The sequence below is a fragment of the Amycolatopsis sp. NPDC004169 genome (genome assembly GCF_040610315.1).
In the GTDB taxonomy this organism is placed as follows: Bacteria; Actinomycetota; Actinomycetes; order Mycobacteriales; family Pseudonocardiaceae; genus Amycolatopsis.
The window spans coordinates 89853-112606 of sequence record NZ_JBEXMD010000020.1 but is presented as its reverse complement, the minus strand read 5'-3'; the positions used below and the strand labels follow the sequence as shown (position 1 = coordinate 112606).

The 22754-nt window shown below is 72.6% G+C and carries 24 protein-coding genes; 19 read left to right on the top strand and 5 right to left on the bottom strand.

Annotation, left to right across the window (positions count from 1 at the left end):
- Window positions 1-105 precede the first annotated feature (105 nt).
- From ABZX11_RS26040 to ABZX11_RS25975, 14 genes are all read left to right on the top strand, one after another.
- Window positions 106-615, top strand: a complete 510-nt coding sequence (locus ABZX11_RS26040; protein WP_354917372.1) for a general stress protein — start codon at window positions 106-108, stop codon at window positions 613-615.
- Window positions 615-2483 (top strand): molecular chaperone DnaK, encoded by a 1869-nt coding sequence (gene dnaK, locus ABZX11_RS26035; RefSeq protein WP_354917370.1) that lies wholly within the window; start codon window positions 615-617, stop codon window positions 2481-2483. Before ABZX11_RS26040 ends, dnaK begins: the two co-directional genes overlap by 1 nt.
- Before the next feature lie 49 nt (window positions 2484-2532).
- Entirely contained in the window at window positions 2533-3048 is a 516-nt protein-coding gene (locus tag ABZX11_RS26030; protein WP_354917367.1) for a nucleotide exchange factor GrpE, read from the top strand.
- Between the two features lie 4 nt (window positions 3049-3052).
- Window positions 3053-3988, top strand: a complete 936-nt coding sequence (locus ABZX11_RS26025; RefSeq protein WP_354917364.1) for a J domain-containing protein — start codon at window positions 3053-3055, stop codon at window positions 3986-3988.
- On the top strand, window positions 3988-4284 hold the full coding sequence (locus ABZX11_RS26020; protein ID WP_354917362.1) for a chaperone modulator CbpM: 297 nt from the start codon (window positions 3988-3990) through the stop codon (window positions 4282-4284). Before ABZX11_RS26025 ends, ABZX11_RS26020 begins: the two co-directional genes overlap by 1 nt.
- Window positions 4275-6902 (top strand): ATP-dependent chaperone ClpB, encoded by a 2628-nt coding sequence (gene clpB, locus ABZX11_RS26015; RefSeq protein WP_354917360.1) that lies wholly within the window; start codon window positions 4275-4277, stop codon window positions 6900-6902. Before ABZX11_RS26020 ends, clpB begins: the two co-directional genes overlap by 10 nt.
- Window positions 6899-7345 carry a thioredoxin gene (gene trxA / locus ABZX11_RS26010; RefSeq protein ID WP_354917358.1) on the top strand — a complete coding sequence of 149 codons (447 nt, stop codon included), beginning with the start codon at window positions 6899-6901 and terminating at the stop codon, window positions 7343-7345. The genes clpB and trxA overlap by 4 nt, the downstream gene beginning before the upstream one ends.
- Entirely contained in the window at window positions 7342-7605 is a 264-nt protein-coding gene (locus ABZX11_RS26005) for a UBP-type zinc finger domain-containing protein (RefSeq protein ID WP_176176918.1), read from the top strand. Before trxA ends, ABZX11_RS26005 begins: the two co-directional genes overlap by 4 nt.
- Window positions 7602-9272, top strand: a complete 1671-nt coding sequence (locus tag ABZX11_RS26000) for an FAD-dependent oxidoreductase (protein ID WP_354917355.1) — start codon at window positions 7602-7604, stop codon at window positions 9270-9272. Before ABZX11_RS26005 ends, ABZX11_RS26000 begins: the two co-directional genes overlap by 4 nt.
- Window positions 9269-9799 (top strand): STAS domain-containing protein, encoded by a 531-nt coding sequence (locus ABZX11_RS25995; RefSeq protein WP_354917352.1) that lies wholly within the window; start codon window positions 9269-9271, stop codon window positions 9797-9799. The genes ABZX11_RS26000 and ABZX11_RS25995 overlap by 4 nt, the downstream gene beginning before the upstream one ends.
- The gene (locus tag ABZX11_RS25990; protein ID WP_354917349.1) at window positions 9796-10728 is read left to right on the top strand and encodes a PrsW family glutamic-type intramembrane protease; all 933 of its coding nucleotides are present in this window, start codon (window positions 9796-9798) and stop codon (window positions 10726-10728) included. The genes ABZX11_RS25995 and ABZX11_RS25990 overlap by 4 nt, the downstream gene beginning before the upstream one ends.
- Window positions 10729-10795: 67 nt before the next feature.
- Window positions 10796-11167 (top strand): low affinity iron permease family protein, encoded by a 372-nt coding sequence (locus ABZX11_RS25985; RefSeq protein ID WP_354917346.1) that lies wholly within the window; start codon window positions 10796-10798, stop codon window positions 11165-11167.
- 102 nt (window positions 11168-11269) lie between these two features.
- A complete protein-coding gene (locus ABZX11_RS25980) occupies window positions 11270-11620 on the top strand; it encodes an STAS domain-containing protein (protein WP_176176914.1) in 351 nt (116 codons plus the stop codon).
- An 83-nt stretch (window positions 11621-11703) separates the two neighbouring features.
- The gene (locus ABZX11_RS25975) at window positions 11704-12270 is read left to right on the top strand and encodes a dihydrofolate reductase family protein (protein WP_354917343.1); all 567 of its coding nucleotides are present in this window, start codon (window positions 11704-11706) and stop codon (window positions 12268-12270) included.
- Between the two features lie 16 nt (window positions 12271-12286).
- Here the strand turns inward: ABZX11_RS25975 and ABZX11_RS25970 are convergent, their stop codons facing one another.
- Complete coding sequence (locus tag ABZX11_RS25970) at window positions 12287-13282, bottom strand: RNA polymerase subunit sigma-70 (RefSeq protein ID WP_354917340.1); 996 nt, start codon at window positions 13280-13282, stop codon at window positions 12287-12289.
- Window positions 13283-13434: 152 nt separating this feature from the next.
- Between ABZX11_RS25970 and ABZX11_RS25965 the strand changes: the two genes are divergently transcribed.
- Window positions 13435-13662 (top strand): hypothetical protein, encoded by a 228-nt coding sequence (locus tag ABZX11_RS25965; protein ID WP_354917337.1) that lies wholly within the window; start codon window positions 13435-13437, stop codon window positions 13660-13662.
- A gap of 26 nt (window positions 13663-13688) precedes the next feature.
- On the opposite strand, the gene ABZX11_RS25960 is transcribed toward ABZX11_RS25965, so the two are convergent.
- Window positions 13689-14330 (bottom strand): TetR/AcrR family transcriptional regulator, encoded by a 642-nt coding sequence (locus tag ABZX11_RS25960; protein ID WP_176176911.1) that lies wholly within the window; start codon window positions 14328-14330, stop codon window positions 13689-13691.
- Window positions 14331-14451: 121 nt separating this feature from the next.
- On the opposite strand from ABZX11_RS25960, the gene ABZX11_RS25955 reads away from it, so the two are divergent.
- Window positions 14452-15498, top strand: a complete 1047-nt coding sequence (locus ABZX11_RS25955) for an LLM class flavin-dependent oxidoreductase (protein ID WP_354917334.1) — start codon at window positions 14452-14454, stop codon at window positions 15496-15498.
- Complete coding sequence (locus ABZX11_RS25950; protein ID WP_354917331.1) at window positions 15495-16130, top strand: isochorismatase family protein; 636 nt, start codon at window positions 15495-15497, stop codon at window positions 16128-16130. Before ABZX11_RS25955 ends, ABZX11_RS25950 begins: the two co-directional genes overlap by 4 nt.
- A 12-nt stretch (window positions 16131-16142) precedes the next feature.
- On the opposite strand, the gene ABZX11_RS25945 is transcribed toward ABZX11_RS25950, so the two are convergent.
- Genes ABZX11_RS25945 through ABZX11_RS25935 form a run of 3 tightly spaced genes read right to left on the bottom strand, consistent with a single transcriptional unit; the run spans window position 16143 to window position 19544 of the window.
- Window positions 16143-18401: a heavy metal translocating P-type ATPase gene (locus ABZX11_RS25945; RefSeq protein WP_354917328.1), complete on the bottom strand. Its 2259-nt coding sequence runs from the start codon at window positions 18399-18401 to the stop codon at window positions 16143-16145.
- Window positions 18398-19300, bottom strand: coding sequence for a hypothetical protein (locus ABZX11_RS25940; protein WP_354917325.1), 903 nt, complete (start codon window positions 19298-19300; stop codon window positions 18398-18400). Before ABZX11_RS25940 ends, ABZX11_RS25945 begins: the two co-directional genes overlap by 4 nt.
- Before the next feature lie 37 nt (window positions 19301-19337).
- Window positions 19338-19544 (bottom strand): heavy metal-associated domain-containing protein, encoded by a 207-nt coding sequence (locus tag ABZX11_RS25935; RefSeq protein WP_354917322.1) that lies wholly within the window; start codon window positions 19542-19544, stop codon window positions 19338-19340.
- A gap of 386 nt (window positions 19545-19930) precedes the next feature.
- Here ABZX11_RS25935 and ABZX11_RS25930 point away from each other — a divergent pair, with 386 nt between their 5' ends.
- The gene (locus ABZX11_RS25930; protein ID WP_354917319.1) at window positions 19931-21757 is read left to right on the top strand and encodes a ThiF family adenylyltransferase; all 1827 of its coding nucleotides are present in this window, start codon (window positions 19931-19933) and stop codon (window positions 21755-21757) included.
- Window positions 21754-22707 (top strand): ketoacyl-ACP synthase III, encoded by a 954-nt coding sequence (locus ABZX11_RS25925; RefSeq protein ID WP_354917316.1) that lies wholly within the window; start codon window positions 21754-21756, stop codon window positions 22705-22707. The genes ABZX11_RS25930 and ABZX11_RS25925 overlap by 4 nt, the downstream gene beginning before the upstream one ends.
- Window positions 22708-22754 lie beyond the last annotated feature (47 nt).

The window sequence follows — 22754 nt, the reverse complement described above, 5'->3', positions numbered from 1 at the left end:
GGGCAATTCCCGCGGAATCGGTTCCGACCGGACACTCCCGTTGGGACGATCCGGTCGCCCGCCCGAGCCCGGAACGAACACCACGCGAACAACCGGAGGCGAGCCATGACCGCACAGCCGGGCGCGACCGCGCCTACCCCACGCCACGCTCCCGAACGCGTCCCGATCGCTTCCTACGACGACTACCGCGACGCCGAGCGCGCCGTGGACTACCTCTCGGACCAAGGGTTTCCGGTCCAGCGGACCGCCATCATCGGCCGTGACGTGCAGCTGGTCGAGCAGGTCATCGGCCGGCTCGGCCTCGGCGGCGCCGCCCTGCGCGGCGCCGGTTCCGGAGCGCTGAGCGGGCTCCTGATCGGGTGGCTGTTCGGCCTGTTCAACTGGTTCACCCCGGTTCTCGCCACGCTGACGCTCGCCCTCTACGGGCTGGTCTTCGGCGCGGTCGTCGGGGCGATCTTCGGGCTGGTCGCGCACGCGCTGCAGGGCGGCCGCCGCGACTTCGCGTCGGTCCGCGCGATGGCGCCCACCCGCTACGAGGTCGTCGCCGACGCCGAAGTCGCCGACGACGCACGGGCGCTGCTGGCGCAGCTGCCCCCGGCGCCGGGGGGTGTGTGATGGCCAAGGCGGTCGGGATCGACCTCGGCACCACCAACTCGGTGATCGCCGTCTGGGAAGCGGGCGAACCACGGGTCATCCCCAACTCGGAGGGAGCACGGACCACCCCGTCGGTGGTCGGGTTCACCGAAAGCGGTGAACGGCTGGTCGGGCAGCTCGCCCGCCGCCAGGCGATCCTCAACCCGAAGGGCACCATCTACTCGGCGAAGCGGTTCATCGGCCGCAAGTTCGACGAGGTGTCCGACGAGGCCAAGGCGGTCGGGTTCGACGTCGTCGAAGGCGAGGGCGGTGTCGTCCGCTTCGACATCCGCGGCAAGCTCTACTCGCCGGAGGAGATCAGCGCGCAGGTGCTGCGCAAGCTGGCCGACGACGCGGGCAAGCACCTCGGCGAGCGGGTGACCGAGGCCGTGATCACCGTGCCCGCGTACTTCAACGACGCCCAGCGGCAGGCGACCAAGGACGCCGGGAAGATCGCCGGGCTGAACGTCCTGCGGATCATCAACGAGCCGACCGCCGCCGCACTGGCCTACGGGCTGGACTCCCAGCAGCACGAGACCGTGCTGGTCTTCGACCTCGGCGGCGGCACGTTCGACGTGAGCCTGCTCGACGTCGGCGACGGCGTGGTCGAGGTGCGGGCCACCGCGGGCGACAGCCACCTCGGCGGCGACGACTTCGACCGGCGGCTCGTCGACTTCCTCGCCGACAAGTTCGCCGCGGACAACGGCATCGACCTGCGGCAGGACGCGCAGGCGCTGCAGCGGCTGTTCGAGGCGGCGGAGAAGGCCAAGGTCGAGCTGTCGTCGGTCGCCCAGACGAGTGTCAACCTGCCGTTCATCACCGCCGACGCGAGCGGGCCGAAGCACCTGACCGCGACGATCCGGCGCTCGGAGTTCGAGCAGATCACCGCGGACCTGGTCGAGCGCTGCCTCGGCCCGGTTCAGCAAGCGATGTCCGACGCCAAGGTGAGCGCGAACGACATCGACGAGGTCATCCTGGTCGGCGGCTCGACCCGGATCCCCGCCGTGCAAGCCCTGGTCCGCCGGTTGACGAACGGCAAGGACCCGAACATGAGCGTCAACCCGGACGAGGTCGTCGCGCTCGGCGCCGCCGTGCAGGCCGGGGTGCTCAAGGGCGAGGTCAAGGACGTCCTGCTGCTCGACGTCACTCCCCTGTCCCTCGGCGTGGAAACCCGCGGCGGCGTGATGACGAAGATCATCGAGCGGAACACGACGATCCCGGCGCGGCGCACGGAGGTCTTCTCCACTGCGGAGGACAACCAGCCCGCCGTCGACATCGTGGTGCTGCAGGGCGAGCGCGAGCGCGCGGCCGACAACCGGGTGCTCGGGCGGTTCCAGCTCAAGGACATCCGGCCGGCACCGCGCGGCGAGCCGCAGATCGAGGTGACCTTCGACGTCGACGCGAACGGCATCGTCAACGTCACCGCGCGGGACAAGGACACCGGCGCCGAGCAGGGCATCACGATCACCGAGAGCTCGAACCTCGACAAGTCCGAGATCGAGCGGATGGTCAGCGAGGCCGAGCGCAACCGCGCCGACGACGAACGCCTGCGCGAGGAGGTCGAGGCGCGCAACCTGCTGGACAGCGTCGCCTACCAGGCCGAGAAGGCGATCACCGACCAGACGCCGGCGCACGAGAAGGCACGCGCGGAAATGCTGATCACCGACGCCCGCGAAGCCGTCCAGTCGAACGCGCCGCTGGACCGGGTGCGCGAGCTGACCTCGGAACTGCAGCAGGTGCTGGCCGGGCTCACCGCGGCCCGGCCGGGCGGGGACGGCGGTCCTCCGCCGCCGCAGCGAGAGCCGGCCGAGGACGACGACGTGATCGACGCCGACTTCGATCGGGCGTGAGGAAACCATGGCCACCACAGGAAAATCCACGGAGCCGGGGACATCCTCCGTGGACGCCGCCGGGACGGGTGCCGAGTCCGGCCCCCAGGACGCACCCGTCCCGGCGGTGGGGCCGGACCGGCTCCAGGAGCTCGAGGCGAAGGCGGCCGAATGCGAGGACCGCTGGCGCCGGGCGATGGCCGACGCCGACAACCTGCGCAAGCGGCACGCGGCGGAGCTGCGCGCCGAGCGCGCGGCCGAACGGGCCCGGGTCGCCGCGGCCTTCCTCCCCGTCGTCGACAACCTGGAACTGGCGCTCTCGCACGCCGAAGCCGACCCCACCGCCGTCGTGCAGGGCGTGCTGGCCATCCGCGACCAGGCCGTGCAGCTGCTGGCCGGCCTCGGGTACGAGCGGGACGCCGAGAGCGGCGTCCCGTTCGACCCGGCCCGGCACGAGGTGGTCGCGGTCGTCGACGAGCCGGGTGCCGAGCCGAACACGGTGACCAGGGTGGTCCGGCCGGGGTACGGGACCGGTGGCGGGCAGCTGCGGCCGGCCGCGGTCGCCGTGGCCAAGTCGCGGGGGTGAGCGCGTGGCACGGGACTTCTACGCCGCGCTCGGCGTCGGCCGGGACGCCGGCACCGAGGAGATCCAGCGGGCGTACCGGAAGCTCGCCCGCGAGAACCACCCGGACGTCAACAAGGACCCCAAGGCCGAAGACCGGTTCAAGGAGGTCAGCGAGGCCTACCAGGTGCTGTCCGACCCGGAGCAGCGACGCAAGTACGACCGGTTCGGTGCGGACTTCCGGCAGGTGCCCGACGACTGGGAGCAGCGCGTCGGCGCCGGCGCCGGACCGCGCGGCGGCCGGGTCCGGTACAGCACCTCCGGTAGTGGATTCGACGGCAGTGGGTTCGAAGGAAGTGGGTTCGAAGGGTTCGAGGGTGTCGACCTCGAAGACCTCCTCGGCGGTCTCTTCGCCGGCCGGGGGCGCGGCGGCCCGGTGCCGGGCGCGGACCAGGAGGCCGAGCTCGAGCTGACCGTCGAGGAGGCCTACCGCGGCGGGCAGCGGCACCTGAACTTCGGCGGCGACCGCGAATACGACGTGAAGATCCCGCCGGGGGTGCTCGACGGGCAGCGCATCCGGCTGGCCGGGCAGGGCGGGCGCGGCTCCGGCAACGCCGCCCCCGGCGACCTCTACCTCGTCGTCCGCATCCGGCCGGACCGCCGGTACCGCCTGGACGGGCGCGACATCCACGTGACACTGCCGGTGACGCCGTCGGAGGCCGCGCTCGGGGCCACGGTCCCGATCACCACCCCCGGCGGCGAGGTGAAGGCGCGCGTCGCGGCCGGGTCGTCCAGCGGACGGCGGCTCCGGCTGCGCGGGGAAGGCATGCCGAACCCGAAGGGCAAGCCCGGTGACCTCTACGCCGAGGTCCGGATCATGGTGCCGAAACGCCCGACCAAGCGCGAACGCGAGCTGTTCGAAGAGCTCGCCGCGGCGTCCGACTTCGATCCCAGGAGGACCTGATGGCGCGGTACGTGCTCGTCCGCCCGGCCCGGCTCGACCTCGAGACCGTGGCCGCGCGCACCGGGCTGCACCCCGAGCTGCTCCGCCGGTTCGCGGCCCTCGGCCTGGTGGAGACGACCCCGGACGCGAACGGGCGCCCGTGCTTCCCACCGTCCACTGTGGCCAGACTGGCCCGGATCCAGCGGTTGCGCGCCACGCTGTCGGTGAATTACGCCGCGCTCGGGCTGGTGCTGGACCTGCTCGACCGCATCGACGTCCTCGAAGCCCGAGTCAGGAGCCCCCGGCGATGGACATGAGCAAGCTGACCCAGAAGTCGCAGGAAGCGCTGCAGGAGGCCCAGAGCGTCGCCGGCCGCCTCGGCCACACCGAAACCGACGGCGAGCACCTGCTGCTCGCCCTGCTCGACCAGCCCGAGGGGCTCGTCCCGCGGCTGCTGGCGCAGACCGGCGCGGACGTCGACGCACTGCGCACCGCCGTCGAGGCCGAGCTGGCCCGGCGGCCGAAGGTGACCGGGCCCGGGGCCACGCCGGGGCAGGTCTACGTCACCCGGCGGCTGGCCGGGCTGCTCGACGCGGCGGAGCGGGAAGCCCGGCGGCTCAAGGACGAGTACGTCTCCGTCGAGCACCTGGTCCTGGCGCTGGCCGAGGAGGGGACGGCGTCGGCGGCCGGGCGGATCCTGCGCGACCACGGCGTGACCCGGGACTCCTTCCTGACCGCGCTGACGAAGGTCCGCGGCAACCAGCGCGTCACGTCGGCGACGCCGGAAGGTGCCTACGAGGCACTGGAGAAGTACGGCCGCGACCTGGTCGCCGACGGGCGCGCCGGCAAGCTCGACCCGGTGATCGGGCGGGACACCGAGATCCGCCGCGTCGTCCAGATCCTCTCGCGCAAGACTAAGAACAACCCGGTGCTCGTCGGCGATCCCGGCGTCGGCAAGACCGCGATCGTGGAGGGGCTGGCGCAGCGGATCGTGCGCGGCGACGTGCCGGAGGGCCTGCGGGACCGGACGATCTTCTCGCTCGACCTGAGCGCGCTGGTGGCCGGGGCCAAGTACCGCGGCGAGTTCGAAGAGCGGCTCAAGGCCGTGCTCGGCGAGGTCAAGGCGGCCGAAGGCCGGATCATCCTGTTCGTCGACGAGCTGCACACGATCGTCGGCGCGGGCGCCACCGAAGGCGCGATGGACGCCGGCAACATGCTCAAGCCGATGCTGGCCCGCGGCGAACTGCACATGATCGGCGCGACCACGCTGGACGAGTACCGCAAGCACATCGAGAAGGACGCCGCGCTGGAACGGCGGTTCCAGCCGGTCGTCGTGCCCGAACCGGCCGTCGAGGACACCATCTCCATCCTGCGCGGGCTGCGCGAACGGCTCGAGGTGTTCCACGGCGTCAAGATCCAGGACGCTGCGCTCGTCGCCGCGGCCGTGCTGTCGCACCGCTACATCAGCGACCGGTTCCTGCCGGACAAGGCGATCGACCTCGTCGACGAGGCGTGCGCGCGGCTGCGCACGGAAATCGACTCGATGCCCGCCGAACTCGACGAACTCACCCGGCGCCTGACGCGGCTGGAGATCGAAGAAGCCGCGCTGGCCAAGGAAACCGACAAGGCGAGCAAGGCGCGGCTGGAAGAGCTGCGCCGGGAGCTGGCGGACCTGCGGGCCGAAACCGACGCCAAGAAGGCGCAGTGGGACGCCGAACGCCAGGCGATCCGGCGCGTGCAGGAGCTGCGGTCCGAACTGGAGCGAGTCCGCCACGAAGCCGAAGAGGCGGAACGGAACTACGACCTCAACCGCGCCGCCGAGCTGCGCTACGGCGAGATCCGCGAGCTGGAACGCCAGCTCGAAGCCGAAGAGGAGCGGCTGGCGAGCAAGCAGGGCGAGAAGCGGCTGCTGCGCGAGGTCGTCACCGAGGACGAGATCGCCGAGATCGTCTCGCAGTGGACCGGCATCCCGGTTTCCCGGCTGCAGGAAGGCGAACGCGAGAAGCTGTTGCGGCTGGACGAGATCCTGCACGAGCGGGTCATCGGCCAGGACGAGGCCGTCCGGCTGGTCGCCGACGCGATCATCCGCGCCCGGTCCGGCATCCGCGACCCGCGCAAGCCGATCGGGTCGTTCCTCTTCCTCGGCCCGACCGGCGTCGGGAAGACCGAGCTGGCGAAAACCCTGGCGGCGGCACTGTTCGACAGCGAGGACAACATGGTCCGGCTCGACATGAGCGAGTACCAGGAGCGGCACACGGTCTCGCGGCTGCTCGGCGCGCCGCCGGGGTACGTCGGCTACGACGAGGGCGGCCAGCTCACCGAAGCCGTGCGGCGCAGGCCGTACTCGGTGGTGCTGTTCGACGAGATCGAGAAGGCGCACCCGGACGTGTTCAACACGCTGCTGCAGGTGCTCGACGACGGCCGGATCACCGACGCGCAGGGCAGGCTGGTCGACTTCCGCAACACGGTGATCATCATGACGTCCAACATCGGCTCGCAGCACCTGCTCGACGGCGTCACCTCGTCCGGGGAGATCAAGGCGGAAGCCCGCGAGGCGGTGCTGGCGGAGCTGCGGCACCACTTCCGGCCCGAGTTCCTCAACCGCCTCGACGACATCGTGCTGTTCACCCCGCTGGCGCTGCCGGAGATCGAGCGGATCGTGGACCTGCAGTTCGACCAGCTGCGCCGCCGGCTGGCCGAGCAGGGCGTCACGGTGGAGCTGACCGAAAACGCGCGGCGGTTCATCGCCGAGCGCGGGTTCGACCCGGTGTACGGCGCCCGGCCGTTGCGCCGCTACATCTCCCACGAGGTCGAGACCCGGATCGGCCGCGCGCTGCTGCGCGGCGAGCTGACCGAGGGCCTGGTGATCGTGGTCGACGCGGCCGACGGCGACCTGACCGTCGACTTCCGGGCCCCCGCGGAGGAAGCCGCATGAAGACCGTCACCGTCACCTGCGAACACTGCGGGAAGACCAACCGGATTCCCGCCGCCGCGGACGGATCGCCCCGGTGCGGTAACTGCCACCGGCCGCTGCCGTGGGTGGTCGACGCGGGCGACGACGACTTCGCGCCGATCGCCGAGCAGGCCGGCCTCCCGGTGCTCGTCGACCTGTGGGCCACCTGGTGCGGCCCCTGCCGGTCGGTGAGCCCGGCACTGGACCGGCTCGCCCGCGCGCGGGCCGGGAAGGTGAAGCTCGTCAAAGTGGACGTCGACCGGGCGCCGGGCGTGGCGCGCCGGTTCGAGGTCATGGCCGTGCCGACCCTGCTGGTGCTCCGCCACGGCGAGGTCGTCCGGCGGCAAGCAGGCGCGGCACCGGAGAACGTGCTGCGCGACTGGCTCGACCAAGCACTGGACTCGCCGGAGGAGGCGAAGAAATGACCACCGTCATCGACCCGCACCTGGCCCTCGTCCGGGACGTGGTGCCCCGGACACCGCAAGGCTGCCAAGAGTGCCTCGCGGCCGGGACCGCGTGGGTGCACCTGCGGCTGTGCCTGACCTGCGGGCACGTCGGCTGCTGCGACTCGTCCCCGATGAAGCACGCGAGCCGGCACGCCCACGCCATCGGCCACCCCATCGTGCGCTCGTTCGAGCCCGGGGAGAACTGGCGCTGGTGCTACGTGCACGAGGCGTTCGTATGACGGTCGCGGCGCAGGACCTCGTCGAGACCCCGGATCCGCACGGCGCGTTCCCCCGGCTGACCCGCGAGCAGATCGAGAAGCTCTCGGACGCGGGCGAGCGCCGTCCGGTGCGGCCGGGGGACGTGCTCTACGCCCAAGGGGAACGGGACACGGACTTCTACGTCGTCCTGAGCGGCAAGGTCGCCATCCAGCACCGCGAAGGGGACGAAACCAGAACCGTGCGGGTGCACGGGCCGGGACGGTTCCTCGGCGAGCTGGGCCTGCTCGAAGGGCAGCCGTCGTTCTTCTCCGCCGTCGTCGCGGAACCCGGCGAGGTGCTCGCCATCGGAGCCGGCAAGCTGAGGCAGCTCGTCCTCGGCGACCCGGTCCTCGGCGATCTGATCCTGCACGCCTACTTCGCCCGCCGCGCGGTCATCATCGGCTCCGGCGACGGGCTGCGGATCGTCGGCTCGTGCTACTCGCCGGACACCCGGCGGCTGCTGGAGTTCGTGGCCCGCAACCGCCTCCCGTACCGGCTGGACGACCTCGACAAGGACCACGGAGCCGAGGAGCTGCTGCGCCGGCTCGGCGTCACGGTCGACGAGACCCCGGTGGTGGTGCTGCCCGGCGCCGGGGTGCTGCGCAACCCCAGCAACACCGAACTGGCGTCCGCGATGGGGCTGCGGCACGAGGAGCTCCCGGTCGGCGTGCGCGACGTGCTCGTGGTCGGCGCCGGACCCGGCGGGCTCGCGGCCGTCGTCTACGCGGCCTCCGAAGGATTGGCGACGTCGGCGTTCGACGCCGTCGCCGCGGGCGGGCAGGCGGGCACGACGTCCCGGATCGAGAACTACCTCGGCTTCCCGTCCGGGATCTCGGGCGCGGAACTGGCCGAGCGGTCGGTGATCCAGGCGGACAAGTTCGGCGTCCGGGTCGTGGTTCCTGGCGAGGCCCGCACGCTCACCCCGCAGGGCGGGCTGTACGCGGTGGGCTTCGACGACGGCACCGAAATCGTCACCCGGACGGTGATCATCGCGACCGGCGCCCGGTACCGGCGGCTGCCCCTCCCCCGGCTCGAACACCTGGAAGGCACCTGCCTGTACTACGCCGCGACCCCGCAGGAGGCCCGGCAGTGCCAGGCCGACCCGGTCGCGGTGGTCGGCGGCGGCAACTCCGCGGGGCAGGCCGCGGTGTTCCTGGCCCAGACCTCGCCCGTGGTGCACCTGCTCGTGCGTGGCGGCGACCTCGGCGCGGACATGTCGCGGTACCTGGTCGACCAGGTCGAGCGGCACCCGCGGATCCAGGTCCACCTGCACACCGAAGTCCGCGACGTCGACGAGGACGGCAAGACGATGTCGGGCGTCGAGGTCGAGGACAACCGCACCGGCGAGCGGCACCGGCTCGCCGCCCGCGCGTTGTTCGTCTTCATCGGCGCGGCACCCCACACGCGCTGGCTGTCCGGCCACGTCGCGCTCGACGAGGACGGGTTCGTGCTCACGGGCGCGGACGCGGGAGGCTCCCACAGGCCGTTGCCGCTCGAAACGAGCAGCCCCGGCGTGTTCGCCGTCGGCGACGTCCGGCACGGCTCGGTGAAGCGCGTGGCCTCGGCGGCGGGCGAAGGGGCGATGGCCGTCCGGCTGGTGCACGAGCGCCTCGCACAAGAACTCGCCGAACCGGGAGGACTCCCATGACCACCAGGCTTTCCCTCGCGCTCACGGAACTGGACCGGCTGATCGGCCAGGTGGCGCCACCGCACGAACTCACCATCAGCTCGACCCTGCACCCCGGGAGCTACACCGTCGTCGCGATCGCCGGGCGGGCGGACGCACCGGCGTTGCGGACTCTTGCCGGGTACCTGGCCGGGCTGGTCCACGCGGGCTCCCGGAACTTCGTCGTCGACCTGTCCGGGGTCGAGCGGCCCGGCGACGACCTGCTCGGCCTGCTGCGCCGCTTCGGCGACCGGCTGACGGCCGCCGGCGGGGAGCTGGAGCTGATCGGGCTGACGCCACCGGTGCTGTACGAGCTGGACGACGAGCCGCTCGCCGAGATCTTCGCGCTCTACCGCGTGGATGCCGAAGGCGGACAGCCGCGGTGGGCGGCGCTGCGCTGCCCGCAGGGGTTCGACGGCGTCGCCGAACCCGGCTCCCCCGCCCGGTTCCGCGCGTTCGTCGACACCGCGGCCACCGGCCGCGGCGAGCGGTTCGGGAGGCGCCGATGACCACCGTGAGCCGCCGCCCCCACCGGCGGGCGTGGTTGCAGATCTTCGCGATCGGCCTGCTGCTGTGGGTGCTGTCGGTCGTCGTGACGTACGCGACCGGCAACCCGAACCTGCTGCCGACGCTCGTGCTGCTCGGCAGCTTCCTGGTGCCGGTGACGTTCGTGGCGTGGGCGTTCGAGCGCCGTGACTCCGGGGAGATCACCGCCGAGCTGGTGTTCCGGACCTTCTTCGTCGGCGGGGTGCTCGGCGTCCTCGGCGCTTCGGTGCTGGAGACCTACCTGCTGTACCCGTCTATGTGGCTGTACGTGGGGGTCGGGCTGATCGAGGAGGCGGTCAAGCTGATCGCGCTCGCTCTCCTCACGCGCCGGCTGGCCGTGAAGTCCATGCGGGACGGGATCATCCTCGGCGCGACGGTCGGTTTCGGCTTCTCCGCCTTCGAATCCGCGGGTTACGCGCTCACGTCGTTGTTCACCGCGCGCGGCCTGTCGCTGGACGACCTGGTCACGACCGAACTGCTGCGCGGGCTGCTCGCGCCGGTCGGGCACGGGCTGTGGACCGCCATCCTGGGCGGGCTGCTGTTCGCGTGGAGCACGCGCGAACACTTCGTGCTGAGCCTGCGCCTGGCGCTCGCGTTCCTCGGCGTCGCGTTGCTGCACGCGCTGTGGGACTCGATGTCGGCCATCGCGCTCGTGATCACCCTGGTGCTGTACGGGCAGGTGGCGCAGTTCGACCCGCGCGGCCTCGTCGTCCCACCCGAGGACGTGACAACGGTGTACACCGTGACGACCTGGGTGGGGTTGGGCGTGATCGCGCTGATCGGCGTGCTGTGGCTGCTGGTCCTGGTCCGGCGGTCGCGGCGGGAACGCCGGGAACCCCACTGGACGTACCGGATCCCGGCCGCGCGCACGCCGGCGACCGGACGGTACTGACCCACCGAGGGAGTTCGCCGACGTGACCGTTTCACCATCTTCCCGACCGGCCACCATGCCTTCGGACGTGAATGAGCAGCTCGGACCGTTCGACCGGTTCGCCAGCGTCGTCAGCAAATTCACCTCACGCGCGTGGTTCTTCGTCCTTTGTGTCCTGCTGGTCGTCCTGTGGGCACCGTCGTTCCTCATCCTGCCGAGCTTCGACACGTGGCAGCTGATCATCAACACCGCGACCACGATCGTGACGTTCCTGCTCGTCGCCCTGCTGCAGAACACCCAGAAACGCTCCGACGACGCCACCCAGCACAAGCTCAACGCCATCGCCGCGGGCCTGTGCGACCTGATGGCCCACCTCTCCGACGACCACCCGCAGCTGCACCGCGACTGCGCCCAGCTGCGCAAGGCCGTGGGGCTCGAAAACCACGAAAGCGCCGCCTGAACCCGGCCCACGCCACCACGAAAGAAGTCCCGGACGACAAGGAGCACGGCAATGCGGGATTGCTTCCACGACAGAGTATTGAGCGGCCACGGGAGAATCGCCGTGTCCATCACCCGCGACGCCGGCGTGGTGCTGGCCGCCGTGTCGGGCGAGATCGACCTCGCCACGGCGCGTGCCTTCGCCCAGCACCTCGAATCGACCCTCGCCGGCTCGCCGGCCGCGGTCATCGCCGACCTCGACCAGGTCGGCTTTCTCTCCTCCTCCGGCCTCGCGGCCCTCCAGATCTTCGCGCACGCAGCGGACTCCGCGGGCATCGCGTTCTGCCTGGTCTGCGCCCAGCGCACGGTGCTCCGGCACCTGCAGCTCACCGCACTCGACCGCGCCATGACCGTCAAGCCAACCGTCGCCGAGGCGCTCGCCTGGCTCTCGGAGGAGCCGACGCCGGATACTTGAGCCGGACCCGCCCGCGGACGCACCGATGAGTTTCCCGCGCCTCAGCCGTCTTTCACGGGTGAGAACGACGCACGGGAGGCACGATGCGGAAACTGATCTTCGGCATGAACCTGACCCTGGACGGCTACATCGCCGCGCCCGGTGACGACATCGGCTGGAGCGGGCCACCGAGCGAGGAGCTGTTCCGGTGGTGGCTCGACCAGGAGCGGGCGAGCGAGCTGACGCTGTACGGGCGCAAGCTCTGGGAGACGATGAGCTCTTTCTGGCCGACCGCGGACCGGCAGCCCGGCGCGACCCCGGCGGAGATCGCGTTCGCGCGGAACTGGCGGGACACGCCGAAGGTGGTGTTCTCCTCGACGCTCCACGAGGCCGGCTGGAACACCCGCCTGGTCACCGGCGACGCGGTCGCCGAGCTGACCCGGCTCAAGAACGGCGACGGCGGCCCGATGACCATCGGCGGCGCCACGCTCGCCGGGGCGGCCATGCGGGCCGGGCTGATCGACGAGTACGCCGTGGCCACCCACCCGGTCCTGGTGGGTGGCGGCACGCCGTTCTTCACCGCGCTGGACAGCCGGGTGAACCTGACCCTGCTGGAGACGCGGACCTTCCCCGGCGGCGTGGTGCTGACGCGGTACGCGACGAGGCACTGAGGCCGGTCGAGGCCGGTCACAGCGCCGGCGGCAGGCCCGGCCACGGTGTGCCGCCGGCGGCGAACCCGGTGAGCTCGGCGATCCTGCCGTCGACGACATGCAGGACCGCGACGGCGAACAGCCGGTGCTCCGGCTCGCCGGGGGCGCGCAGGTACAGCGCGGCGGCCGGCATCCGGTTGACCGTCGTGGCGATCCCGCGCCAGTCGTCGTGGCCGGGCCGGAAGAGCCCGCCGGAGACCCAGCCGTTCACCGCGTCTTCGGCCGTCGTGGTGCCGGTGCCGCGCTCGGGCAGCATCGCGAAGCGCAGGTCGTCGCGCAGCAGGGAGCTCAGCCCGGCCAGGTCGTTGCGCTCGTGGGCGTCGATGTAGGACTTCACCGCCGCACGCTCGCCGTCCGACAGCTCGTGCGTGGCGGGGCTCCGCCAGTCGAGGCGGCGGCCGGGCAGCCGCTCGCGCACCGTCACCCGCGCCCGCTGCAGCGCGCTGGTCACCGACGCGACGGTCAGCTCGAGGGCCCCGGCGACCTTCGACGCCGGCCAGCCGAGCACGTCACGCAGGATGAAGACGGCCCGCTGCCGCGGCGGCAGGTGCTGGACGGCGACGACGAACGCCAGCTCGATCGTCTCCCGCGCCACCACCGATTCCTGCGGATCCTCGGGCAGCACCCGGTCGGGGTAGGGCTGCAGGTACAGCACCTCCGGGGCCTCGGCAGGCAGGGGCGCGCGGTCGTGGCGCTTGTCCAGGAAGTCGAGGCAGGCGTTCGTCGCGATCCGGAACAGCCAGGTCCGCAGCGCGGCGTGACCCCGGAACGACTCCCGCCTGCGCCACGCCCGCAGGAAGGTCTCCTGGGTCAGGTCCTGGGCGTCTTCGTAGTTCGCGAGCATCCGGTAGCAGTGGAGCTGCAGGTCACGCCGGTGCCGCTCGGTGACGAGCGCGAACCGCGCCGGGTCGCCCGAGAGGGCCGCCGCGATGAACGCGGCCTCATCGGCGCCGAGCGGCCTGGCCTCGGTCATGGTCAGCCATCCTTCCACGGGGTACGGGGGCTACCTGAACCGACGATCCGGCGCGGGATTTCTCATCGGTGGGGCCCCCGGGGGACGCACCGGCCGAGGGGCGGCTCCGCCGACCCGGGCACGGCGAGCAGCGCCCAGTCACCCACACGCGCGTGGGCGGATCAGGCACCCGCGGGCAGCTGGTCGTGGTCGGCGCCGCGCCGGACCCGATCAAGGTCCGGACGCCGGCGATCGAGAACGAGGACAGCCTCCGGCTGGCTCACGAGCGCGGCATCCGCAGCCGCAACGAGATCATGCCGCTGTCGGCGGCACCGGCCGCCTACGAGCGGATGATGTCCGGCGACGCGCGCTTCCGCGTCGTCCTCGACACCCGCGCCTGAACCTGCCCTCAGCGATCGGCCACCGGTCAGTGGCGCTGGCTGATCTCCAGCGCCCGGTACAGCTCCCGCGGTGGCGGCAGGCCCGGCAGCGGATCGGTGTTCCCCGCGGCGCACGCCTGCAGGAGGTAGCCGACGAGCCGGTCGGCCGCCGCGGCCAGTGCCGGGGTTGCGGGGCGGGTCACCGCGCCCGTGGCCAGCATGAGCAGCGGGAGGTCGTGCGGGGAGAAGTCCGCACGGAGGCCGCCCGCCTCCTTGGCCCGGCGCACCAGGCGGATGAACTCGCGCAGGCCACGCTGGCGTTCCGATTCGAGGGGCTCCACGCCCGGGAACATCGTCGTCAGCACCTGGCCGAAGCCGCGGTCGCGCTGCGGGATGCGGCAGACGTGTTCGATGAAGCCGCAGAACGCCCGCCACGGGTCCGGGTCGGCCGCGGCGGCGGCCACGGTGTCCGCGTAGGCCGTCATCGAAGGGCCGAAGACGGCCGCGATCAGGTCTTCGCGGGCCGGGAAGTTGCGCGCCAGGGTCGCGATGCCGACGCCGGCCCGGCGGGCCACCTCGCTCATCGGGGCGTCGATGCCGGACTCGCCGAACACCGCCTCCGCGGCGTCGAGCAGGCGCTGGCGGTTGCGCGCGGCATCCGCGCGGGGCCGCCGGGGACCGGGTGTCACGGCTCACTCACCTCGATCTGGAAGGAGTCTTCCGGATAGCGTACCGTAGGTGAAACGGAAGACCCCTTCCAGATTTCCCGAACGGAGGAGAAGCCATGGACGACGAAAGCGGCACGCGGCGATGAGCGTCGAGATCGGCGTGGCGACCCTGGCCGACCGGCAGCCGCGCACGGTGGACGGCCGGGAAGTGACCGAAGCCGCCCGCTTGGCGCAGATCGTGGACCTGGGCGTGCAGGCCGACGAGGAAGGTCTCGACGTCTTCGGCGTCGGCGAGCACCACAGCGCGGACTTCGCCGTCTCGTCGCCGGTGCCCGTGCTCTCGGCGGTCGCCGCGCGGACCTCCCGGATCCGGCTGACCAGCGGCGTGACGGTGCTCAGCGTGCACGACCCGGTCCGCGTGTACCAGGACTTCGCGACGCTGGACCTGCTGAGCGCCGGCCGCGCGGAGATCACCGTCGGCCGCAGCGCCTACCCGGAGCCCTTCGCGCTGTTCGGGGTGGACATCGAGCGCTACGACGAGGTGTTCGCCGAGAAGCTCGGGTTGCTGCTGCGGCTGCGCGACGAACCCGAGGTGTCCTGGCGCGGCCGGGACCGGCCGCCGCTGGAGCGGGCGGTCGTGGTGCCCCGGAGCGCGTCCCTCCCGGTCTGGATCGGTGCGGGCGGCTCGCCGTCGAGCGTGGCGCGAGCCGGCGCACTCGGGCTCCCCCTGATCCTCGGCTACCTGGGCGGCCACCCCGGCCACCTCCGGCAGCTCGCCGACCTCTACCGCGCCGCGGGACGGCAGGCGGGCCACGGCGACCGGCTCCGGCTCGGTGTCGCCGCGCACTACTTCGGCGCGGCCTCGGCGGCAGAGGCGGCCTCGACCTACCGCCACTACCACGACTTCCTGCGGCCCAAGCGGCCCGGCGGCGGCGGGTACACCGTGTCGCGCCCGGACTTCGCCGAAGGCGCCGGGCCGGACCGGCCGCTGATGATCGGCACCTCCGAACACGTGGCGGACAAGCTCGTGCGCCTGCACGAAGTCGTCGGCTACGACCGCGTGCAGCTGCTCGCCGACTGGGGCGGCCTGCCGCCCGGGCAGGTGCGCGAATCCGTACACCGGCTGGGCAGCGAGATCGCGCCCGCGGTCCGCGCCGCCACCCGCCTCACCCGAAAGGAATCGGCATGAACCTCGAACCCCTGTCCCCCGACAACGCGACCGTCGTGCTCGTCGACTACGCGGTCGGCTTCGCGAACCTCCTGCGCTCGCACGACCTGCGCGAGCACGTGAACAACGTGGTCGGCCTGGCCAAGACCGCGAAGCTCTACGGCGCCGGCCTGGTCGTCACGAACGGCGAGCCCGCCAAGCCGTCCGGGCCGCTCTACCCCGAACTGCTCGCCGCGCTCGGCGACCAGCCGGTCATCGAGCGCGCGACCGCCTTCGACTCGTTCCTCGACCCCGCCTTCCGAGCCGCCGTCGAGGCCACCGGCCGCCGCCGGCTGCTGATCGGCGGGATCGCCACCGACGGGTGCGTCCTGCAGACGGCGCTGGGTGCCCTGCGCGCCGGCTACGAGACGTACGTGGTGGCCGACGCGACCGCCAGCACCAGCAAGGAGGCCCACGACACGGCGATCCAGCGCATGGTGCTGTCCGGCGTCGTGCCGGTCACCTGGTGGTCGATCGCCGCGGAGTTCCAGCTCGAGCCGCGGTTCGCGGACTCGCCGATCCGCACGCAGCTGATGAGCGAGTTCCAGCCGGCGATGACCATGGGCGGCCGCACGTTCTTCGCCGGCGTCGCCCAAGGCCGTCGCGCTCCCTGACGGCAGGAGCGGTCACGTCGAGCGGAATCCGCGCAGGCGAAGGCTGTTCGTGACCACGAACACCGAGCTGAACGCCATCGCCGCGCCGGCGATCATCGGGTTCAGCAGGCCCGCCGCGGCCAGCGGGAGCGCGGCGACGTTGTAGGCGAAGGCCCAGAACAGGTTGCCCTTGATCGTCCGCAGCGTCCGCCGCGACAGCCGGATCGCGTCCACGGCCGCGCGCAGGTCGCCGCGGACCAGGGTCAGGTCGGCGGCTTCGATCGCGACGTCGGTCCCGGTGCCCATGGCCAGGCCGAGATCGGCCTGGGCCAGGGCCGCGGCGTCGTTGACGCCGTCGCCGGCCATGGCCACGACCTTGCCCTCCTCCTGCAGCCGCCGGACGACGTCGACCTTGTCCTGCGGCAGGACTTCGGCGATCACCCGCTCGATCCCGACCTCGGCGGCCACCGCCTCCGCGACGGCTTTGCCGTCCCCGGTCAGCAGCACCGGGGACAGCCCGAGCGCCTTCAGCTTCGCGACCGCCTCGGCCGAAGTCGGCTTCACCGTGTCCGCGACGACCAGCACCGCCCGGGCCCGGCCGTCCCAGCCGACCGCGACCGCCGTCCGGCCGAGCCGTTCGGCCGCGGCCTTGGCGTCGGCCAGCTCGCCGGGCAGGCGCAGGCTCCCCTGTTCCAGCAGCGCCGTCCGGCCGACGAGCACCGCCGCACCGTCCACGACACCCCGGACACCGAGCCCTTCGAGGTTCGCGAAGCTTTCGACCTCGGGCAGGTCGCCGACCCTTTCCCGGGCGCCGCGGGCGATGGCCTGCGCGATCGGGTGCTCGGACGCGTTCTCCAGCGCCCCGGCCAGCCGGAGCACCTCGTTCGCCTCGACGCCGTCCGCGGGGTGCACCTCGACCAGCGCCATCCGGCCGGTCGTCACGGTGCCGGTCTTGTCCAGCACCACGGTGTCCACCCGCCGGGTCGACTCCAGCACCTCGGGGCCCTTGATCAGGATGCCCACCTGCGCGCCGCGGCCGGTGCCGACCAGCAGCGCGGTCGGCGTGGCCAGCCCGAGGGCGCACGGGCAGGCGATGATCAGCACGGCCACCGCGGCGGTGAAGGCCGCCGACGCCGTGCCGCCCGCGCCGAGCCAGAAGGCCAGGGTGGCCACGGCCAGAGCGATCACGATCGGGACGAAGACCGCCGACACGCGGTCGGCCAGCCGCTGGACCTGTGCTTTGCCGGTCTGCGCGTCCTCGACCAGCTTCGCCATCCGCGCGAGCTGGGTCTCGGAGCCGACCCGCGTCGCCCGCACGACCAGGCGGCCGCCGGCGTTGACGGTCGCGCCGGCCACGGTGTCCCCGGAGCCGACCTCGACCGGGACGCTTTCGCCGGTGAGCATGCTCGTGTCGACCGCCGAGCTGCCGTCCTCGACCACGCCGTCGGTGGCGATCTTCTCACCCGGCCGCACGACGAACCGGTCCCCGACCTGCAGCCGGTCGACCGGAACGCGCTGCTCACGGCCGTCCCGCAGCACGGCGACGTCCTTCGCGCCCAGCTCGAGCAAGGCCCGCAGGGCGGCGCCGGCGCGGCGCTTGGAGCGGGCCTCGAAGTAGCGCCCGGCCAGGATGAACGTCGTCACGCCGGCCGCGACCTCGAGGTAGATGTTGCCGTCGCCGGACATCCGCTCGATGGTCAGCTCGAACGGGTGCTTCATCCCCGGCACGCCCGCGGTGCCGAACAGCAGCGCGTACAGCGACCAGAGGAACGCCGCGAGCGTGCCGAGCGAGATCAGCGTGTCCATCGTCGCGGCGCCGTGGCGCAGGTTCGCCCAGGCGGCGCGGTGGAACGGCCACGCGCCCCACACCAGCACCGGTGCGGCGAGCATCAGGGAAATCCACTGCCAGTAGGTGAACTGCAACGCGGGCACCATCGCCGTCAGCACGACCGGCAGCGACAGCAGCGCCGACACGATCAGCCGTTCCCGCAACGCCGCGGCCGGGTCGTCTTCCCCGGATGTCGCGGGCGTCTCGGGCGTCTCGGTCTTCGGCGCGGGCAGCGTGGCGCCGTAGCCCGCGGCTTCGACCTGCTCGACCAGCCGTTGCGGCTCGACGTCACCGGCGAAGACGACCTTCGCCTTTTCGGTGGCGTAGTTGACCGTGGCGGTGACGCCGTCCAGCTTGTTGAGCTTCCGCTCGATCCGCATCGCGCACGACGCGCACGTCATGCCGGTGATCGCCAGCTCGACCTCACCGGTCACGACCCGGGGGTGCCCGGCTTCGGTGGTCATGCGCCGTCCTCCTCTCGTGCGTCGACGGTGAACTCGGCCGTGCGGACCTGCCCCGCGTGCCGGAAGTCCAGGAACAGCCGGTAGGTGCCGGCCGAGGGGACTTCGGCGTGGAACGTCACCGCGGGGCCCGCGGGGGTCCGGCCGTCGCCGGGTGCACCGTCGGGGTGGACGTGCAGGTAGGCGAGGTCCCCGCCGCGCAGGGCCACGAGGTGGCCGTACGCGCCGAGGTAGGGCTGCAGGTCGGTGACGGGCCTGCCGTCCTCGGTGACCGTGACGGTCACCTTCGACGTGCGGCCGGGCACGAGCTCGCCGTCGAGCCGGACCCGATAGCCGTCCACAGTGGACGTCTTCGACGGCGGGTGGTCCACCGGCCGGAAGTCGCCCGGCGCGACGAGGTCTACGCCCAGTGTGGTGGCCGGTCCCCCGGCCGGCTTGAAGTCGGCGAAGGCGCGGTAGCTGCCCGCCTCCGCGACCGGCAGCGGCACGCTCCACGTGCCGTCGGCCGCGAGGTCCGGGTGCACGTGCCGGAACCCGGCGGTGTCCCGCCGGACGACGACGAGGTGCAGCCGCTTCTCGTGTTCGACGTCGAAGGCGGTCACCGCGTGCCCGTCCGGGCCGGTGATGCGGAAGGTGAAGGGCGTGGTCGTCCCGGGGGTGAGCGTCGTGCTGGTGGGCGTGAGGGTGTAGCCGCCCCTGGACGACGCGAGCCCGCCGGGCTCGTCGGTGGTCGCGGCCTCCGCGACGGTGCCGCTGTGGACGTCCCCGTGCCCGGCGTTCTCGCCGCCGTGCACTCCGGCCGCGCCGGTGAAGGGACCGACAGCGGTGCCGGTCGCCCAGGCGCCACCGGCGGCCAGGACGAGCGCCGCACCGTAGGCGGAGAGCTTCGCTGCTGTGTTCATGTGCGTGTGTCCTCGCAGGGGGAGGAGCTGCCGCGGCTCAGGCGGTCAGCTCGTAACCGGCTTCTTCGACGGCGCCGCGCACGTCCGCGACGTCGATGTCCCTGCTGCCGGACACGGTCACCGTCCCGGCAGGCAGGTCCACGACGACGCCGGTGACGCCGTCGAGCCCGCCGATCTCCTCGGTGACCGAGCGGACGCAGTGCTCGCAGGTCATGCCGGCCACGGTGTAGGTCTGTTCGCTCATGCGTCGTTTATACCCTAGGGGGGTAGGGTAGGCGCAACCGGCAGCGGGATGATCTCTCCCCCGCCGGGGTGAAGCTCGCCAACGGGCTCCCCGCCGGACCCCGGCGCCGTTCCGGACGTCCATCGCCGTCCGGAACGGGCCGCCACTCCTTCGAGCTAACCGCCGCCGCCGAGCTGCCTCATGGGCGGGCCCGACGGTCACCGGGTGTCAGGATTCCTTGCGGGTAAAGGATTTCCCGTGCGCAAGGTGGCGCCGCGCTCTCGCGCGGCCGGGAATCCCCGGCCGCTGCTAGCGTTCCGCCCCGGTCCGGACCACGTTCCCGGCCCGGTCCTCTGCGCGGACGGCTCCAGCGCGCCCGCCCGCACCCCCGGAAGAAAAGGCGACACTTGACCCACCTGAACCACCCCGGCGAGCCTGTGCCGGACTGGCACGTCACCGCGTTCCCCGGACCGCTTCCCGGCACCGGCGACCCCGCGCTGCTCGACACCGTCCGCGAACTCCGCGCGCGGATCCTGTTCGACCACGGCCGCCGCCCGGCGTTCCGGCGCGCCGACGGCACCCACACCGACGACCAGGCCCTCGACTTCGGCGCCTGGCACTTCATCGCCCGGCGCAGTCCCGCCGGGCCGCCGCTGGGGTACATCCGGCTGTCCACTCCGGACACCGGAGTCCCCTACCAGTCCCGGGAATTCCTCGGGGACGAGCGGTACGAAGAGCTGCTCGCCGCGGAAGGCCTGCCCGAGGACACGGTCTTCGAGCACAGCAGGCTCGTCGTCGAGCACCGCGCCCGGAAGCTCGGGCTCGGGCTGTACCTCAACGCGCTGGCGATCGGCGCCGCCCACCACCTCGGGGCGCGGGCGATGATCGGCACGTCCGGCACGAAGGACGGACAGGACCGGTTCCACGAGCGGTTCGGGTTCCGGCCCGTGCCCGGCACCCGCCGGTACGTGCCGCAGTACACCGAGGACGTCGTGATCCTGCTGCACCGCGTGGCCGACGGTGCCGGGCAGCACCGGGACCTCGTCACCCGGCTGCGCGGCGAGTTCCCGGTCATCGCCGCGAGCAGGCCCGCCGAGCCGGCCGCCGCGGCCCGCACCCGCCGCCCAGCGCCGGTCACCCTGACCGGCTCGCCCGCGCCGGACCACGGTGTTTGGCGTCCGGTGCTGCACACGGCGGACGCCGCACTGGACGCGTTGCTGGCCTCCGGCGAAGTCCGCGAAGTCCACGACACGATCGACGAGCAGCTGACCGAACTGGTCCGCAGCCGCGAACCGGCCTGCCGGGACGAAGCCGAAATCGACCGGCGCAAGCAGGACCAGCTCGGCGGGGTCCCGTCGTGGGCGTACGGCACGTGGGCCTGGTACCCGTGGTCGGGGCGGCTGGTGCACGTGCTGCCGCGCGAGGAGTTCCGGCTCGTGCGCACCGACCGCAACCGCGGCCGGATCGAGCGGCCCGAGCAGCGACGGCTGCTGGCCAAGCGGATCGGGGTCATCGGGCTGTCGGTCGGCAACAGCGCGGCGCTGACGTGCGCGCTCGAGGGCATCGGCGGCGCGTTCCGGCTGGCCGACTTCGACGCCTTCGGGCTGTCGAACCTCAACCGGCTCCGCGCCGGGGTGCACGACCTCGGCGTCAACAAGGCGGTGCTGTCGGCCCGCCAGCTGTTCGAGGTGGACCCGTACCTCGACGTCGAAATCCAGCCCGCCGGCCTCGACCCCGACACGATCGGGGACTTCTTCCGCGGCGGGCTCGACCTGCTCGTCGAGGAGTGCGACACGCCGTGGGTGAAGATCGCCGCCCGCGAGCACGCGCGCGACCTCGGCATCCCGGTCGTGATGGACTGCAACGACCGTGGCATGCTCGACGTCGAGCGGTTCGACACCGAGCCCGACCGGCCGCTGCTGCACGGGCTGCTCGGCGACGTCAAGTCCGTCGATCTGCTCGAGCTCGAGCCCCGGGCCAGGGTCGAGCTGATCCTCGCGATGGTCGACGCCGGCCGGATCAGCCCGGAGCTGGCCGCGTCGTTCGGGGAGCTGGGCCGCACGCTCAGCAGCTGGCCGCAGCTCGCTTCCGGGGTGGCTCTCGGTGGCGCGCTCTGCGCGGAAGCGGCGCGCCGCATCCTGCTCGGCCTGCCGTGCGCGTCCGGCCGGTTCTACACCGACCTCGGCGAGCAGCTGCACCCGGCGCGCGACGTCTACGCGGGCGGTGTGCGATGAGCGGCCTGTCCGTTCCCGTCGTGATCGCCGGCACCGGCGTCCACCTGCCACCGGACGTCGTCCCGAACGCCGAGCTCGCGTCCACACTGGACACTTCGGACGAGTGGATCGTCCGCCACACCGGCATCCGCACCCGCCGCCGCCTGGCGCCGGCGGAGTCGACGTCCGGGATGGGCGCGGCGGCGGCCCGCCAAGCACTGGCGGCCGCCGGTCTGACGGCCCGTGACGTCGACGCGATCATCGTCGCCACGTACACCCCCGACCAGCCGCTGCCGTCGACCGCGCTGATCGTCAAGGAGCGCCTCGGCGCGGACCGCGCGCTCACGCTGGACATCACGCAGGCGGCGTGCGCCAACGGGGTCCAGGCGCTGTTCCTCGCCGCGCACCTGCTGCAGACACCGGCGGCCCGGACGGTCCTGGTCGTCGCGGCCGACTGCGCGTCGCGCGTGACGGACCCGGCGGACCGCACGACGAGGGTGTTCTTCGGCGACGCGGCGGGCGCGGCGGTGCTCACCCGTGCCCGGTCGCCCCAGGGCGGCCTCCTGGGCTGGGACTTCGGCGCGGAGCTGTCCTACGACGTCGAGATCCCGGCGCCCGGCGCGTACCTGAGGATGAACGGCCGCGCGGTCTGGAACACCGCGACGCGCTGCCTGCCCGACAGCATCCTCCGCGCGGCGGACGAGGCGGGCGTGCCGGTGGAGGAGATCACCCACTTCTTCCTCCACCAGGCGAACCTGAACATCGTCACGGCGGCCATGGACAAGCTCGGCGTCCCCCGCAGCCGGGCGCCGGTCACGGTCGACACCCTGGGCAACACGGGCTCGGCCGGCGTGTTCACGGCCCTGCACGAACGGTTCACCACCGGCGCCGTGCGTCCCGGCGACACGTACGTGGTGTCGGCGATCGGCGCCGGTTTCCAGTGGGGAACGCTGTGCTTCCGCCACCCGTGAGTGACGGCGGCCCCGGCTCCGGCCGGGGCCGCCGGCCCGCGTGCGCT